The sequence below is a fragment of the Pseudomonas sp. FW300-N2F2 genome (assembly GCF_017351655.1).
GTDB classification, from domain to species: Bacteria; Pseudomonadota; Gammaproteobacteria; order Pseudomonadales; family Pseudomonadaceae; genus Aquipseudomonas; species Aquipseudomonas fluorescens_AA.
The window spans coordinates 548,595-564,827 of the sequence record NZ_JACNDQ010000002.1; the positions used below are offsets into that span (position 1 = coordinate 548,595).

10 protein-coding genes are annotated in these 16,233 nt (G+C 64.2%); 1 reads left to right on the forward strand and 9 read right to left on the reverse strand.

The window, feature by feature from the left end; translation table 11 throughout:
• Positions 1 to 65: 65 nt before the first annotated feature.
• The 5 genes from J4E63_RS17140 to pvdM form a co-directional block, all read right to left on the reverse strand.
• On the reverse strand, positions 66 to 2,516 hold the full coding sequence (locus J4E63_RS17140) for a TonB-dependent siderophore receptor (RefSeq protein WP_207282747.1): 2,451 nt from the start codon (positions 2,514 to 2,516) through the stop codon (positions 66 to 68).
• Positions 2,517 to 2,620: 104 nt separating this feature from the next.
• Positions 2,621 to 4,270, reverse strand: a complete 1,650-nt coding sequence (locus tag J4E63_RS17145; RefSeq protein ID WP_207282748.1) for a cyclic peptide export ABC transporter — start codon at positions 4,268 to 4,270, stop codon at positions 2,621 to 2,623.
• Between the two features lie 277 nt (positions 4,271 to 4,547).
• A complete protein-coding gene (locus tag J4E63_RS17150; protein WP_207282749.1) occupies positions 4,548 to 5,423 on the reverse strand; it encodes a formylglycine-generating enzyme family protein in 876 nt (291 codons plus the stop codon).
• 33 nt (positions 5,424 to 5,456) lie between these two features.
• Positions 5,457 to 6,737, reverse strand: coding sequence for an aminotransferase class V-fold PLP-dependent enzyme (locus J4E63_RS17155; RefSeq protein ID WP_207282750.1), 1,281 nt, complete (start codon positions 6,735 to 6,737; stop codon positions 5,457 to 5,459).
• Positions 6,734 to 8,104 (reverse strand): dipeptidase, encoded by a 1,371-nt coding sequence (pvdM, locus tag J4E63_RS17160; protein ID WP_207282751.1) that lies wholly within the window; start codon positions 8,102 to 8,104, stop codon positions 6,734 to 6,736. The genes J4E63_RS17155 and pvdM overlap by 4 nt, the downstream gene beginning before the upstream one ends.
• 403 nt (positions 8,105 to 8,507) lie before the next feature.
• Here pvdM and J4E63_RS17165 point away from each other — a divergent pair, with 403 nt between their 5' ends.
• Complete coding sequence (locus tag J4E63_RS17165) at positions 8,508 to 10,124, forward strand: PvdJ/PvdD/PvdP-like protein (RefSeq protein WP_207282752.1); 1,617 nt, start codon at positions 8,508 to 8,510, stop codon at positions 10,122 to 10,124.
• A gap of 192 nt (positions 10,125 to 10,316) precedes the next feature.
• Here J4E63_RS17165 and J4E63_RS17170 read toward each other — a convergent pair whose 3' ends face one another.
• The 4 genes from J4E63_RS17170 to J4E63_RS17185 all read right to left on the reverse strand — a co-directional run bounded on the left by J4E63_RS17170 (position 10,317) and on the right by J4E63_RS17185 (position 15,794).
• Positions 10,317 to 10,643, reverse strand: coding sequence for a DUF6124 family protein (locus tag J4E63_RS17170; protein ID WP_207282753.1), 327 nt, complete (start codon positions 10,641 to 10,643; stop codon positions 10,317 to 10,319).
• A 626-nt stretch (positions 10,644 to 11,269) separates the two neighbouring features.
• The gene (locus J4E63_RS17175; RefSeq protein WP_207282754.1) at positions 11,270 to 12,664 is read right to left on the reverse strand and encodes an efflux transporter outer membrane subunit; all 1,395 of its coding nucleotides are present in this window, start codon (positions 12,662 to 12,664) and stop codon (positions 11,270 to 11,272) included.
• A 10-nt stretch (positions 12,665 to 12,674) separates the two neighbouring features.
• Positions 12,675 to 14,645, reverse strand: coding sequence for a MacB family efflux pump subunit (locus J4E63_RS17180; RefSeq protein WP_207282755.1), 1,971 nt, complete (start codon positions 14,643 to 14,645; stop codon positions 12,675 to 12,677).
• Entirely contained in the window at positions 14,646 to 15,794 is a 1,149-nt protein-coding gene (locus J4E63_RS17185; protein WP_207282756.1) for an efflux RND transporter periplasmic adaptor subunit, read from the reverse strand.
• Positions 15,795 to 16,233: the final 439 nt, after the last annotated feature.

Here is a 16,233-nt window from a genome sequence, read left to right on the forward strand (position 1 = left end):
GGTTTCAGGATTGGCAGGCATAAAAAAACCGGGCCAGGCCCGGTTTTTTTATGGGGTGTTGTTGTTTAGAAGTCGTAGGTCACGTCCAGCGAGGCCACGCGTTCCTGGCCGTAGTAGCAGCCGAACGAGTAGTTGCAGTGGGACACGTACTCGCGGTCGAAGACGTTCTGCACGTTCAGGCTGGTGGTGACGCCACGCAGGCTCGAGGTGGCCTTGCCCATGTCATAGCTGATGGTGGTGTCGAACACGGTGAAGGCCGGTACGTCGAACGAGTTGGCCGCGTCGCCCGGCTTGCGACCGGTGTGACGGGCGCCTGCGCCGAAGGTCAGGCCATTGAGGACGGCCTGGGTGAAGTGGTAGTCGACCCACAGCGTGGCGGAGAACGGTGCCTGTTGCTCGCTGCGGTTGCCCTCGTTGCCGTAGTTGTCCTTGGTGTAGAACGAGTCGAGGTAGGTGGCGGCGGCCATGACGTCGATGTTGTCGACGGTGGATTTGACTTCCAGTTCAACCCCCCGTGAACGCACCTGGCCCGACTGGATCGAGTTCTGCGGATCGGCGGGGTCGGCGGTGACCAGGTTCTTCTGTTTGATCTGGAACACCGAGGCGGTAATCATCGTCTTGTCGAACGGCTGGTACTTCACGCCCACTTCGTATTGTTCGCCTTCGGTCGGCTTGAAGGCTTCGCCGCTAGCGTCCGTGCCCGTGGTCGGCAGGAAGGATTCCGAGTAGCTGATGTACGGCGCCAGGCCGAAATCGGTGACATAGGTCAGGCCTACCCGGCCGGTGAACTTGTTGTCACGCAGTGAGGAAACGGTGCCCGCCAGCAGGTCCTTGTTGTCCACTTCGGCCCAGTCCTGGCGGCCACCCACGGTCAGGATCCACTTGTCCAGCTTGATCTGGTCCTGCAGGTAGACACCGGTCTGGCGAACGGTGTTGTCCCACTTGGTGTCCAGCGTTGGGGTTACGCTGCCGGTGTCGTAGTTGTTGTTATTGCCGTACAGGTCGATCGGCGCGACGTTGTAGGCGTTGTAACCATCGTACTTACGGTTGAAATGCCGATAGTCCACGCCCGCCAGGGTGGTGTGTTCCAGGGCGCCGGTATTGAATTTGTATTCCACGTTGTTATCGACGGTGTAGGCGGTGTTGTGCTGTTGCCAGTCAAGTTTTACCCGGTTGGCCTGGGTCTGGTCAGTGACGCCACCGGTGGTGACGAAGCTGCGCAGGTAGAAGCCCCGGTACTGGTCGCGCACATCGGTGTAACGCGCAGTGGAGCGGAATTTCAGGTCATCGGTGATGTTGTGGCTGAAGTCGTAGCCCAGGATGAACTGGTCACGCTTGTAGTCGTTCCACCGCGTGTCGCCGGAGAAGAAGTCCCGGTCGATCCGCTGGCCGTTGGGGCCGCGCTCCAGGGAACCGATCCGCGGCAGTGCCTGATAGTCCTCCAGACCATCGTCGCGCTGGATCTGCGCCAGCACGGTCAGCGAGGTGTCGTCGTTGGGCGCCCAGGTCAGGCTCGGTGCCAGCAGCATGCGTTCGCTGTGGGTGTGATCGACCTGTTGGTTGCCTTTTTTCGCCACGCCGATGACGCGATAGCTGAATTCCTTCTGGTCGTCGATCGGGCCGCTGGTGTCGAACGCACCGTTGACCCGGCTGTAGCTGCCCGCGCCCAGTTTGATCTGGCTGCGCTGTTCCGTGGTCGGGCGCTTGGAGACCATGTTGATCAGGCCGCCGGGTTGGTTCTGCCCGTACAGCACCGACGAAGGGCCCTTGAGCACTTCGATGCGCTCCAGGGTGTACGGGTCGATTTGCGGCGCGCCGCCGAGGCTGCCGGCATAGGGCAGGTAGGCCCCGTCGAGGTACAGCGGCGTGGGCGAGAAACCCCGGCTGGTGATTTCGTCGGCGATGGCGTTGCGGTCGGTGAAGCCGCCGGTGTTCAGGCCCGGCGTGTAGCGCAAGGCCTGGGTCAGGTTGCGTGCGCCCTGGGTGGCGACCTGCTCGGCGGTGACCACGTTGATGGTCTGCGGGATCTCCAGGATCGGCGTGTCGGTCTTGGTGCCGGTGGCGCTGCGGGTGGCGACGTAGCCGTCCACCGGGCCATAGGCGGTTTCCGCGGATTTACCGGTGATGGTCGTGGCGCCCAGTTCCAGCGAATTCCCCGCCGTCCTGGCGCGCACGCTGACCGTGTTGCCCTGGATGGTGAACATGACGCCGGTCCCCACCAGCATCTGCGACAACGCCTGAGCCGGCGACAACCGGCCGCTGACCGGTTGGCTGCGCAGGCCCTGAACATCATCGGCGCTGTAGAGCACTTGCATGTTCGATTGATTGCTCAATGCCTGCAGGGCACTCGCCAGCGACTGCGCCGGAATGTTGAGATCGACTTCCTGTGCCTGGACCTGTGCGCTGAACGGCATGGCCAAGGCCAGGCTGAATGCGCTGGCGCTGAAACCTGGTTGCAGCAGGCGGCGCATGATCAGTGCCTTGGTAAAACGTGGAATCCCCGGAGTTGCTGGCATGTGTTTCACTCTTGCAGGTTTTAGTTTTAATAAGGGTGTAGTTGTCATCAATTCTTAATTAGGACGCACGACCCAGAAAAAACCAGAATGAGAATCGTGATTATTTACGCCGATTGCAGTTCGGTGACCACCCGGCCGGCTTCCATGCGCACCAATTGGTCGGCCACGTCGAAGTAACGGTCGTCGTGGGAAATCACGATGATGGTCTTGCCCAGGCGCTTGAGGTCCGGCAGCAGCTCGGTGTAGAAAATCCGCCGGAAGGTCGGGTCCTGGTCGGCGGCCCATTCGTCGAACACCAGCACCGGGCGTTCTTCCAGCCACGCATTGACCAGTGCCAGGCGCTTGCGTTGGCCGGTGGACAGGTCGGTGGTGGTGAAGGCGCCGTCGCGCACGCTGACCTTGTGGGCGATCTCCAGGCGTTGCAGGTATTTATTGGCGTCGTCCGGGATATGGGTGTCGCCCTGGACGATGTCGTCGAACAGGTAGTAATCGGCAAAAATCGTCGTGAACAACTGGCGATAATCGTCGCGGGTCACGGCTGTCACGACGTGGTCGTTGAGGCGGATTTCTCCTTGTTGCGGTGCGTACAGGCCCAGCAGCAGCTTGATCAGCGTGGTTTTGCCACAGCCGTTTTCACCGACGATGAACACGATGTCGCCCTGGTCGATCTTCAGGTTCACCGGTCCCAGGCGGAACGGCGTGGCGCCTTCCACCGCCGGGAAGCTGTAGGTCACATTGCTCAGTTCCAGGGTCTGCACCGGGGTTTTCGGCTGGCCTTGGTCGTTGAGCAACAGGTGCGGTTCAGGGGATGAAAACTGCTCCGACAATTCGGCGATGCGACGGAAGGCGATCTGCGCGCGGCTGACGATCGGCAGGGTGCCGATCAGGTGTTCCAGCGGGCCTTTCATGTACAGCAACACCAGCACGAAACCACTCATCACCGCCTTGTCGGCGCTCGGCCACAGCGATTGCAGGGCCAGGGCCAGGCCGATCACCACGAAGAACAGCATCGAGCCGAAGGTCTTGGCGATCACGAAAATGTTCACCGAGCGGATCTGCGTGTCGCAGATCTTGTCGGCGGTGTGTTCGATGCCCGAGACGAACATGCGTTGCCGCCGGGGGCGATGGATGCGCAGCTCTTTGGCGCCTTCGGCGATGGCGTTGTAGTGCTTCTGCAATTCGTCCTCGGAATCGCGAGCCTCCATGAAGCCCTTGATCCCACGACCGCGGGCGATGTACTGGACCACGGTGCCGATGACAATCGCCACGACCATCATCAGGAACATTGGCCACGACAGCATGGCCAGGTAACCCATGCAGCCGAGGGTGACGGTCAGGGAAATGGCCAGGGGGGCGAAGGCGAAGGCGAAATCGCTGATGGTGTCGACGTCGTGGGTCAGCACCGGGATCAGGCGATGGCTGCGGTAGCGTTCGATCTGCTGGATGGGCGCCGACAGGACTTTTTCCCCCAGCTCCTTGCGCAGCTTGGCGATGATCTTCTGGCCGACGTAGTTGGTGCCGATGTCGGAACAGATGGAACTGACCAGGGCCAGCAGGCACAACCCGGCGAACACGCCCACCACGGTGTGGCTCAGCCCGCCTTCGGCGTGCAGCACCTTGTTGATGGTCGCCAGCAGCACGGTCACGCTCAGGCCACCGACCATGCCCAGCAGGATGGCGCCGATGACAATCAGCCGGAAGGGTTTGAGCAGGGTGAACAATTCATTGATCACCCCGCGTTTTGGTTGGCTCATGGAGGTTTCCCTGCTAGATGAAAAGGGCGAAGGCCATCGCGGGGCATTCACCGCATGGGCTGGAGGACGGCGGCACGCCGGATTGGGGCGCGCCCACCTGTAGAACGATTGGTAGGGGAGGGGATTTAACACCTGATTGCCCGAGGAGCGCCGTTGTGGCGAGGGAGCTTGCTCCCGCTGGGCTGCGAAGCGGCCCCAAGCTTTTGCGGTCGCTACGCAACCGAGCGGGAGCAAGCTCCCTCGCCACAAAAAGCGGGGTCTTCAGGCGGGCAGTCGATTACATATCCCGCGCCACCCGAAAACCGATCCAGTCCCCCCGATTGCCCGGCACCAACGCGTTGCGGTTGCCAGAGCGGGAGAACACCGGCGCCTCGCCCCAGTCGTTGCCGCGGATGCGTTTGAATTCGCATTTGCCAGTCAGCCAGGCGCTGCCGTCGCTCGGGGCGCCCACATAGTTTTCGTTGTAGCAATCGGCGGTCCATTCGTAGATGTTGCCGTGCATGTCGTACACGCCGAAGGCGTTGGGCGCGAAACTGCCGGCCGGGGCGGTGAAGTTGTAGCCGTCGGCCGCGCCGTAGGTGTTGGCGTGCTGGGCGATGCTGTACTCCTTGCCTGCATCGAACGGGAAGGGGAACGGCCCGGTGCTGCCGCCGCGTGCCGCGTATTCGCGCAGGGACTCGCTGACCAGCCGGTATTGTTTGCCGGTTTTTTTCGACAGCCACGCCACGTAGGCATTGGCTTCGTCGAAGTCCATGCACACCGCCGGGTGTCGGTCGGTGTATTGCTTGCGCGGGTCGCTGCCCTGGTAGTCCGGGATGCCGGCCTTGCACGCTCGGCCGGGACGCTCATCGCCGTCGGGCATGGTGTAGCCGGTGTCGCGCAGGTAGGCGAACCATTCGCCCTTGAGCACCTGGAAGCGACTGATCGCCAGGGGTTTGGCAAATGTCACCGGGTGCAGCGGGCCTTCGTCGGGCTCGCGTCCCACTTCGTCGTCCGGGGTGCCCATCTGGAAGGTGCCGGTGGGCAGCACGACCATTTCCGGGCAATCCTTGCAGTCGCGAAAGACCTGGCCCGGTTGCGATGCCTGGGCGCCGGAGGGCAACAGGGCGGCGAGGGCCAGTGCCGGGAGTAGCTTCAGCGAAAAACTGTTCATCCATCTCTCTCGATAAGGTCAAAAAGGTTCGGCTCAGAGCGTTTTGCCCAGCAACCCCATGAAGCGATCGATCTCGGCTTCGGTGTTGAGCAACCCCGGCGCGGTGCGGACCACCGGTCCCGCATCGCGGTGCACGGCGTCGGCGATCACGCGGTTCTTCATCAGGTAGGCGGCGACCTCGTCGCTGTCGCGGCCCTTGATCCGGAAGAAGGTGAAGCCGGCGGACAGCTCCGGGCTCATGGGGGTGATCAGCTCGATCTGCGGCTGTGCCACCAGCTGTTTTTTCAGGTAGCTATTGAGGGCGTGGATCCGCGCCTGCACTTCGGCCTTGCCCAGTTGCAGGTGCAGCTTGAACGCTTCGTCGGCGGCCCAGCGATGCTCGAAGGCGTGATAGCCCCCCGGGGTCATGACGGTGGAAAACGTCGTGGCTTCGGAAAAGGTCGGAATGATCGGCGTGACGTACTTGAGTTCTTCGCTGCGGCTGCACACCAAGCCGGTGCCGCGTGGGCCGAACATCCACTTATGGGTGCCGGCAATGAAAAAGTCGCAATTCATGGCGGGGAAGTCGAGGTCTTCGACGCCGAAACCGTGCACGCCGTCCACCACGTAAATGATCCGTTGTTCATCGCTGCGGCCTTGGTTGTGCTTGTCCACCAGGGCACCGATCTTGTCGATCGGCAGCTTCACGCCACTGCCCGAATGCACCCAGGTCATGCCCAGCACCCGGGTTTCGGGGCGGATGTTGCGGTCGATGGCCGTGAGGATCTGTTCATGGCTGGCGTCGTGGGCGTTCTCGAACAGCTTGATCTTGCGCACCCGGGTGCCGCTGCGTTGGGTGCGCAGGTCGAGAATGGTGTGGGTGGCGTAGTGTTCGTGGGCGGTGGTGAGGATTTCCTGGTCGGCCGCCACGTGGACGCCGCCGTAGATGATCGACAGGCCTTCGGTGGTGCTGCCGGTGAGGGCGATTTGCGCAGGACTCGCTTGCAGGTAGCGGCCGGCCCAGGTGCGAACGTTTTCCTCTCGCTCTTCGGTGACACCCAGGTCCCAGTCCATCAACAGCCCCGGGTTTTTATCCAGGGCGGCGCGGTGCCGGTCGATGGCCTCGCGCACCGGGCGCGGGTGGGTGGTGACCAGGAAGTTGGAGAAGTGCAGGTAGTCCGGGTCCTGGTTGAACAGCGAGCGCAATTGCGCCCATTTGTTCTTGGGCAGCGGTGGCAGTGGATCGGCGCTGGCCGTGGCGGGCAGGCTGGCGGCCAGGGGCAGGCCGGCGGCGAGGATCCCGGCCTGCTTCAGGAAGGTGCGACGTTCATTCATGGCTGGGCCGCCTTCTGGGTCGAGGCGATGGCGGGGCGGGCGGCTTTCTGCACCTGATCCCAGACCCGCAGGAAATTGCCGCCCCACAGTTTGGCGATGTCGGCTTCGGAGTAGCCGCGGGTCAGCAGCTCGGCGGTGACGTTGCGGATGTCGCCGACGTTCTCCCAGCCTTTCACGCCGCCGCCTTCGTTGAAGTCCGAGCTGATGCCGACATGGTCGATGCCGATCTTGCGCACGGTGTAGTCGATGGCGTCCCCCAGGTCCTTGAGGCTGGCCTTGGGTTCTTCTTCGAGGATGCCGTAGAGCTGGCTGGCGTATTCGCCGAACTTCTGTTCCGGCCAGGCGGCGATGATCGGGTCGCCGGGCATCAGCGCCATCGCCAGGTTGGGCAGCGGCGGCAGGTCGAAGCGTTCGCGCAGGGCGTTGAGTCTGTCCTGGGTCTTTTGCGTCAGCGGGCGCAGGTACTGGGAGAAACCGACGATCTGCACCACGCCGCCGCTGGCCTTGATCAGTTGCATTTCCTTGTCGCTGAGGTTGCGCGGTATGTCCACCATCGCCCGAGGTGCCGAATGAGAGGCCACCAGCGGTGTGCGACTCAGTTGCGCGACTTGCTCCAGGGCCAGGGTCGACATCTGCGATACGTCGATGATCACGCCCAGGTCGTTCAGGCGTGTCACCGCTTGCTTGCCGATGTCCGACAGACCGCCCAGGGCATCGGGCGAGTCGTTGAAGAACGGCAGCGGACGGGAGGAGTCGGCCCAGTCGTTGTTGCCGATGTAGCTGAAGCCGAACATGCGCATGCCCCGCGCCGTCCACAGGTCCAGCAGGCTCAGGTCATGGCCCAGGGGGTAGGCGTTGAGCATGCTGATGAAGATTGCAAACTTGCCTTCGCCGTGCAGGCGGCGGAAGTCATCCGGGGTGTAGGCGATGGCGACCTGGTTGGGAAAGTCCCGGACCAGGCCAGTGATGATCTTGTAGCGCACTTCCTGCTGGTTGCGCGCTTCCTCGACAAAACCGGCGGTGGGCTTGTGGGGCGCGTTGGGCCCGTTCCACAACTCCGGCCAGCCGAACACCGTCAGGGCCGCGCCGGACAGATGGCCGCGGTTGGCTTTCACCAGGTCGAACTGGCCGCTGCCGTCCTTGTCGGCTTCATTGCCGGCGGTGCCGAAATCCAGCGGCACGGTGATGTGGCTGTCGAAGGACAGCAGGCGTTCGTGCAGTTCCCTGGCCTCTTTCATCACTTTGACCGGGTAGCCGGGGTTGTCCCGCCACCAATGGTCCCAGGCCGCGACGCCCGCACCGACGGCCAACGCCAGGGCCAGGGGCAGGCCGATGAAAAGAGCCTTTTTCGAACGAGGTGTTGTCATTGCCGATCTCAGTCAGGTTCGCCTTGGAAGGACAGGCGCGGGGCCTTTGCTATCTGGGAAGAACGAGTGATCGGGTGGGAAATTTAGGCGCTCTCGGGGCCGCCATCGCGAGCAAGCTCGCTCCCACAATTTGGAATGCGCTCACCTGTGGGAGCGAGCTTGCTCGCGAAGGCGGCCTTGAAACCAACCTGCCTTTTGGGAATGTACTCAAATCCATTGTGGGAGCGAGCCTGCCCGCGAAGGCGGTCTTGAAACCAACCTGACTTTTGGGAATGTACTCAAATCCATTGTGGGAGCGAGCTTGCTCGCGATGAGGCCTCCACTGTCTCCCTATAAATTTGTCAGCCCACCCATCGTTCTAGCTTGGATAAAGCCCGCTTCAGGGCTGGACACAGGTAAGGCAATGACGATTTCTCGACGATGGTTCATGGCAGGCCTGGCGCTGACCGGTGCCGCCGTGCCTGCGGTGTATTACGGGCATCGCGAACTGACCCGGCCGGACCCGACCATTACCCCCGGCGAGGCCTCGTTCGAAGTGGCGGACGTGGCGGGCCAGCGCCGGGCCGATACGTTGCGGGGCATCTGGACGATCCGTTTCACCGGCCGCGATGCCGGTCTCGAAGGCTTGCCGCAGGACGATCTGCAGATCTTCCTCGATATCGGCCAGAGGGGCCGTGGCCTGGTGGGGTACCTCGACAGCGCCGAACGTTTGCGCGGTGCCGATGAGCCGCGTTATCGGGTGTTGGGCGACCTGGCCGGAACCGACCCGAAGCAACTGAGCTGGCGGTTGATGGGGGCTCGGCACGACGCGCCGGACTATGAATTCATCATGACCCTGGACGAAGTCTGGGCCGGTTTCGGCAATGCCGGCAGCGCCACGCTCAGCGGCCGGGTGTTGCGCCTGGACCGTCCCTTGGCGTTGCTTGAACAGGACAATCACTTCATCGCCGTCAAGCAGCGCTTTCCCGAGGCGCGGGAGCGCACGCCGCTGAGCCCGGCGCTGCTGGCCTGGCTGGTGTCGCCCGAGCATCGGCTGTTCCACCAGCTCTGGCATGCGTCGCGGGACAAATGGCACACCCTGGACGAAGACAAGCGCAACGCCCTGCGCGGCATCGGCTGGCAGCCCGGTCCACGGGACCGGGAGCGTGATGCCCGCGGGCCGCGCAAGGATCGCAATGGCTCGGGCGTGGACTTCTTTTTCATGCACCGGCACATGCTCGGCACCGCCCGATCGTTCCAGGCACTGCCGTCGTGGCCGCGCTTTCCCTTGCCGCAACCGGAGCTGGAACGCGATCGCCTTGGGTTCGCCCGCTACCTCGATAACCACGATGGCACGTCCTTGCCGCCGACCTGGCTGGCCGATGGCGACGAGCAGTACGCCCAGTGGGTCAGCGACATCAAGACCGCCGAGACCTACCACAGCAATTTCCAGGTCTGGGAATCGCGCTACCGCGACCCGCGCTACCTGTCGAAACTGACCCTGGGCCAGTTTGGTTCGGAAGTGGAACTGGGCCTGCACGACTGGCTGCACATGCGCTGGGCCTCGGTGCCGCGTGACCCGTCCAACGGCCACCCGGTGCCGTTCGCCCGTGACCCGGCGGACTTCGCCCAGCGCTGGTACGCCCCGGAGAATGACTTTCTCGGCGATCCGTTTTCTTCCCACGTGAGCCCGGTGTTCTGGGCCTTCCACGGCTGGATCGACGACCGCCTCGAAGACTGGTTCCGCGCCCACGAGCGTTTCCACCCGGGGGAAGTGAGCCGGCTCGAGGTCAACGGTGTGCCCTGGTTCGCCCCGGGCCGCTGGGTCGAAATCGCCGACCCTTGGCTGGGCCCGGACACCCACGGTTGCAGCACCACGCCGGGGCTGCAGGTCGGGCGCTCGGTGGAGATGGACCCGGAAACCATGAAACTGGCCTTGCGCATCACCTTCGGCAGCGATGACAAAAAGCTCTCCGAACTGTTCCGCCGCGTGCCGCAACGGCCGTGGTATGCGCGCAATCTCAAGAGCAAGCCGGTGTAAATCCCGCCATCCCCAAAAGCTGAAGTGAACGCCGTTGTGGCGAGGGAGCTTGCTCCCGCTGGGCTGCGAAGCAGCCCCCAAACCAGCCCCCTCAAAAACACCTGATCCACCGAGGTGCCGGTCATTGGGGCTGCTGCGCAGCCCAGCGGGAGCAAGCTCCCTCGCCACAGGTATCACTTGGCTTGAGTGCGTTTAGCGCGGCGCGGCGATGTCCAGGGCGCGGTTTGCCAACAGTTCTGCCAACTCGATCATTTGCTGGATCCCCAGCGCAAAATGGCGCCGCGAGCCTTCCAATTCAAAGGCTTGCTCGCTTGCCATGACGTTGACCGAAGCGAGGGTCTCGCTGAGGTTGGCCAGCAGGCATTCCATGTCCGCGCCTTCTGCCACGGTGAATAACTGGCCCGGTGGTGGATTGGGTTTTTCAGATTTGGGGTCGAGGTAAAAGGCGAGGGCGCGATCAGCGGCTTCGTCGAGTTTTTTGGAATCGTCTGCGGGGGGATTGGGGGTGATCTTGAACATGGCGTAACTCCTAGTATTCATTTTCAGGAGCCGACACCATCGCTACCAAACGATTGGGTGGCGGCCGTACGCGGGTTGGTAGACCGGAGCACTAGGAACCCGGCGCGCCCGAAGACGCCCTGCGCACGGCCACCATGAAACAGACACCGAGAGAGCGTCTGTAGGAGGTGGCGCTTGCGCCTAGTTGACTCGCGGGCTACCAAACCCGATCGCTGAAATCAGCGACCCGGAAACAGTAAAAGCCACGAGCCAGGCGCACAAGCCGGCGGATTCTGGCGCAGTTGTAGGTAACGGCGCAAGGCGATGTAGCCTCGCTCGGGAGTCCTACATGGCTGGATAAACAGAACCAAAGCCGAACACCCTTTGTCGGAACGGGAATTACCTGTGGCGAGGGAGCTTGCTCCCGCTGGGCTGCGAAGCGGCCCCCAAACCAGCCCCTCAAAACCTCTGTCCCACCGAGGTGCCGGCCATTGGGGCTGCTGCGCAGCCCAGCGGGAGCAAGCTCCCTCGCCACAGGTATCACTCAGCTCGACCATCTGCTGGATCCCCAGGGCAAGCCTTGCTCCCACAGGGGATAAGTTTCCCTCTCCTTCATCTGTCACTTGGCTTGAAGGTGTGTTCGAGGCCTACATCACCCGCCAACCCCCACCCAATGCCTTGTACAACGCCACGCTCGCCTGTACCCGCGCCAGCCTTAACTGCACGTTCATGTCCTGGGCGGCGTACAGCGTGCGTTGGGTTTCCAGCACGGTGAGCAGGTCTTCGGCGCCGGCCTGGTAGCGGCGCTGGGCGATGTCGAAGGCGGTCTGGGCCTGGTGCAGTTCTTCGCTTTGCCATTGCCGTTGCTGGTCCAGGCCGTGGATGCCGTTCAGGGCTTTCTCGACGTCGGCGAAGCCGTTGATGATGGCGGCGCGATAGAGCTCCAGCAGTTCTTCCTGGCGGGCGGTGGCTTTGTCCCGTTCGGCACTCAGGCGGCCGTTGTTGAAGATCGGCGCGGCCAGGCCGGCGGTGAGGTTGTAGACGTTGTTGCGCAGCAACTGGTCGGCGATGTCGGCGCCGGTGGCGAGGCTCAGGCCGAGGGTCGCGGTGGGCAGCATGGCGGCGCGGGCCACGGTGATGTCGGCCTGGGCGGCAGCGAGGCGCGCTTCGGCGGCGGCGATGTCCGGGCGGCGGCGCAGCAGTTCGCTGGGCACGCCGGCGTCGATGGCGGGCCAGTGCAGGCGGTCGAAGCTGTCGTCGTCGAGCCGGACCGACTGCACCGGCTGCCCCAGCAGTGTCGCCAGGGTGATCACGGCCTCCCGGGCCTGTTGCTGCACTTGGGGTACGCGGCGTTGCTGGGCCGCCACCAGGCTTTTTTGCTGGGACAGTTCCAGGGCCGTGGCGCTGCCGGCGTCGTAGCGGGTCTGGACCAGGTCGAGTACGCGTTGGGCGTTGTCCAGGTTCTGTTCGGCGATGCGCTGTTGTTCGCGCAGGGACAACGCCTGGGTGTAGCTGTTGGCGACGCCGCTGAGCAGGGTCAACTCCACGGTCGCCCGGTCGAACTGGCTGGCCGACAGCGTGCTCAGCGCACTGTCCCGGGCCGCCCGCTTGCCGCCCCAGAAGTCCAGCTCATAGGTGGCGCTGAGGTTGGCGTCGTAGTAGTCGATGGTGCGGTTGTCCCGGTCGACGTCCAGTTGGCTGTAGCCTTTGCCGCGTAACAATTCCTGGCGATTGCCGTTGAGCCCGGCCGTGACCGCTGGCAGCAACGGCGCCCCGGCGATCACCGCGCTGGCCTGGGCCTGGCGCACCCGGGCCATGGCGGCGGCCAGGTCGTGGCTGTCCCGGCGCGCCTGTTCGATCAAGCGGTTCAATGGCGGGCTGCCGAAGTGCGTCCACCATTGCTGGTTATCCGCTTGGGCGCTGGGCGTATTGAGGTGCTGCCAGGCCGGTGGCGGCTGGATGCCGCTGTCCGGTGCCGACGCCGGGGTGGCGCAGGCCGCCAGCAACAGGCTGGTGGCCAGGAGGGTCAGGTGCGCTTTCATAGGGTGGGGTTCATTCACTGGTAAGGGCCGCGACCGGGTCGAGGCGGGCGGCCTTGCGGGCGGGCATGAAGCCGAAGACAACGCCGGTGACCAGGGCGCAGCCGAAGGCGCCGAACACCGCCAGCCATTCGAAGGCCACGGCGATCTTGCCCAACAGCAAGGCGCCACCCACCAGCAAGGCCAGGCCGATACCGGCGAGCCCGCCGACCACCGAGAGCATCACCGCTTCGGTGAGGAACTGGCGCAGGATGTCACGTTGCCGGGCGCCGGTGGCCATGCGGATACCGATCTCGCGAGTCCGTTCGCGTACGGTCATGAGCATGATGTTCATCACGCCGATGCCGCCCACCAACAGCGAAATCGCCGCAATGGCCCCGAGCATCAACGACAGCGTGCCCTGGGTGCGTGCCTCGGCCTGGATCATCGCGGCGTTGTTGGTCAGTTCGAAATCCTGCTTGCCGTCGTGCAGGCGCAACAAGGTGCGGGAGACCGCCTGTTCGGCCTCCTTGACCTTGCCTGCGTCCCGGGCGGCGATCACCACGTATTCGGGATGGCGCGTGCCGAACAACCGCACACTGGCGGCGGAGTAGGGCACGGCGATGCGATTGTCGGCGTCCGAATCCCCGGAGCTGGCGCCTTTTTCCGCCAGTACGCCGACCACCTGGAATGGCATGTTCTCGATCAGGATGTAGCGGCCGATGGGGTCGGCGACATCCTTGAGCAGTTTCTGCCGGACCTTGTGGCCGATCACCGCCACCGCCGCCGCGCCGCGTTCGTCGGCGTCGCTGAAGTAACTGCCCTCGGCCACCGGCCAATTGAAGATGGCCGGGAAATTCGTGTCGTTGCCGCCAACGTAGCTGGTGTGGTCTAGGTTGCCGAAACGCACGCTGGCTTCGGCACCGTTGACCGGCATGATGCGCTGCACTTCGGGCAGGTCGGCGAGGGCGGCCAGGTCGTATTCGCTGATGATGCCCTTGGCGGCTCGGGGTGTGGGCGCGCTGCCGTTGAGGTAGATGATGTTCGAGCCGAACGCGCCCATCTGGGCCATGACCTGGCGCTTGCTGCCTTCGCCCACGGCCAGCATCACCACCACCGAGGCCACGCCGATGACAATGCCGAGCAGGGTCAGGGCGGTGCGAAAGCGATTGATCCACATCACCCGCCATGCCGCCTGTACCGCGTCCACCAGCTCACCTTTCCAGGCGCCGTTGTGTTCGCTGCCGGCGCTCAGGCGCTGGCGCAGGTCCACGGCTTGCAGGGCCTTGGGGTTGGCGTGCACTTCGTGTGGCGAAGAGGGGGCGCTGTCACTGATGATCAGCCCATCGCGGATCTCGATGATGCGCTTGGCCCGGGCCGCCACTTCGCGGTCGTGGGTGATCAGGATCACCACGTGGCCCTGGCTCGCCAGTTCGTCGAGCAACGCCATGACCTCGATGCCGCTCTGGCTGTCGAGGGCGCCGGTGGGTTCGTCGGCGAGGATGATGTGGCCGCCGTTCATCAAGGCCCGGGCAATCGACACCCGCTGCTGCTGGCCACCGGAGAGTTGATGGGGGCGGTTGCCGGTGCGGCTGGCCAGGCCCAGGCGGTCGAGCAGTGCGCTGGCCCGGGCGTGGCGCTCGGCGGCGGAGGTGCCGGCATAGATGGCCGGCATCTCGACGTTTTCCTGGGCGGTGCCGGAAGGAATCAGGTGATAGCCCTGGAACACGAAGCCAAACGCTTCGCGCCGCAGCCAGGCCAGCTCGTCACTGCCCAGGCCGGCGACGTCTTCGCCGGCGAAACGGTACTCACCGCTGGTGGGGCGGTCCAGGCAGCCGAGGATGTTCATCAGGGTGGATTTACCGGAGCCGGACGCCCCGACAATCGCCAGGAACTCCCCGGCGTGAATGGACAAATCAATGCCGCGCAGCACCTCCACCCGAGGGCTGTCGCCACCGCCGTAGGCCTTGCGAATGTCCCGCAGTTCGATCAGGGGCGTGTTCATTCAGCCTCCGCTGCCGCTGGCCGGGCCGATCAGCACCCGGTCGCCTTCGCGCAGGCCGTCGACAATCTGCGTGCGCAGCCGATCGCTGACGCCGGTGCGAACGGTGCGCGGCTGGACGTCGCCATTGTCGGCCAGCACCCGCACCTGGCCGGCGTCCTGCAGGGCGGCGATGGGCACGGTCAGCACGTCCTTGGCTTGGGCGGCGACGAAAAACACCTGGGCGGTCATGTCGGTCATCAGCGCGCGGTCGGCGTTGTCGACGTCCAGCAACACGGTGTAGAGCACCACCCGCTCACTGCCGCTGCGGCCACCGGTGGGGCTGCCGCCCTGGCTGGCCTCCAGTGGGCGCGGCGGCACCGGGAGGATCTGGCGAACGGTGCTGCTCCAGCGACGGCTGCCGCCGGCCAGGGTGGTGAAGTAGGCGGTCATGCCCGGCTTGACGTGGCCGATGTCGGCTTCCGAGACTTCGGCCCAGACCGTCATCGGCGACAGCCGGGCGATGCGCAGGATCAGCGGGGTTTGCTGCTGGGCGTTGAGGGTCTGGCCTTCCCGGGCACCGACGGCGACCACGGTGCCGCTCATCGGCGCATAGATGCGCGTGTAGCCCAGCTCGGCCTCGTCGCTGCGCAGGCTGGCCTGGGCCTGGCGGATCTGGGCCTGGAACATGTCGATGCGCGCCTGGGTCGCCCGCACTTCGGCCTGGGCGGTCTGCACGTCTTCCTCGCGGGTGGCGCCGCCGGCCTTGAGTTGCTGCTGGCGGCGGAATTTCTGCTGCGCCAGGTCGTGCTGGGCACGCTGCTCCTGAAGCTGGGCCTTGAGGTTCTCGATCGAAAAACGCCCGGCGTCGAGCCTGGCCTTTTGCGTGGACGGGTCGATTTCCACCAGCAGTTGGCCTTCGCGCACCTCGTCGCCGGCCTCCACGTGAATCTTCTGGATCTGCCCGGACGCCTGGGCGCCGACGTCGACATAACGCCGCGGTTGCAGAGTGCCCAGGGCGGTGACGCTGTTTTCGATATCGCCACGGGTAACGGGCGCGGTGACCAGGGGCGCACGACTGGGCACGACCGCTTGCCACGCGGCGAAGGCCACGGCCGGAAGCAGGGCGAAGGTGAGAAGCCAGGCGCGTCGGGTAGGGCGGGGACGTTTCATGCAGGGTTCCGGCCGGTGATATCGGGCCCGTCCCAGGAAGGGCAGGGACGGGGGGCTGTTCTGGTAAACGAGCGCTTTGGACGGGAATTTACTGGCTTGAAACACTTGGTAGCAGGTTGGCGAATCAGCCGAAGCGACCCCGAACCCTGTGGCGAGGGAGCTTGCTCCCGCTGGGCTGTGTAGGAGCTGGCGAAGCCTGCGATCTTTTGATCTTTCGCTTGAGACTCAAGTGTCTGGGGAAAGATCGCAGCCTCGCTCCGCTCGTCAGCTCCTACAGGCCCAGCGGGAGCAAGCTCCCTCGCCACAAAAGCCAGGGGCCGACACCTCGTCAACTGAACGAATCAACCCCGATACAAACCAACGCTTTAAATCTATATGAGAATTACTATAAATTACGCGATCGAAGCTGCCATTATCGTGCCATGCCCTTTTCAGGCAT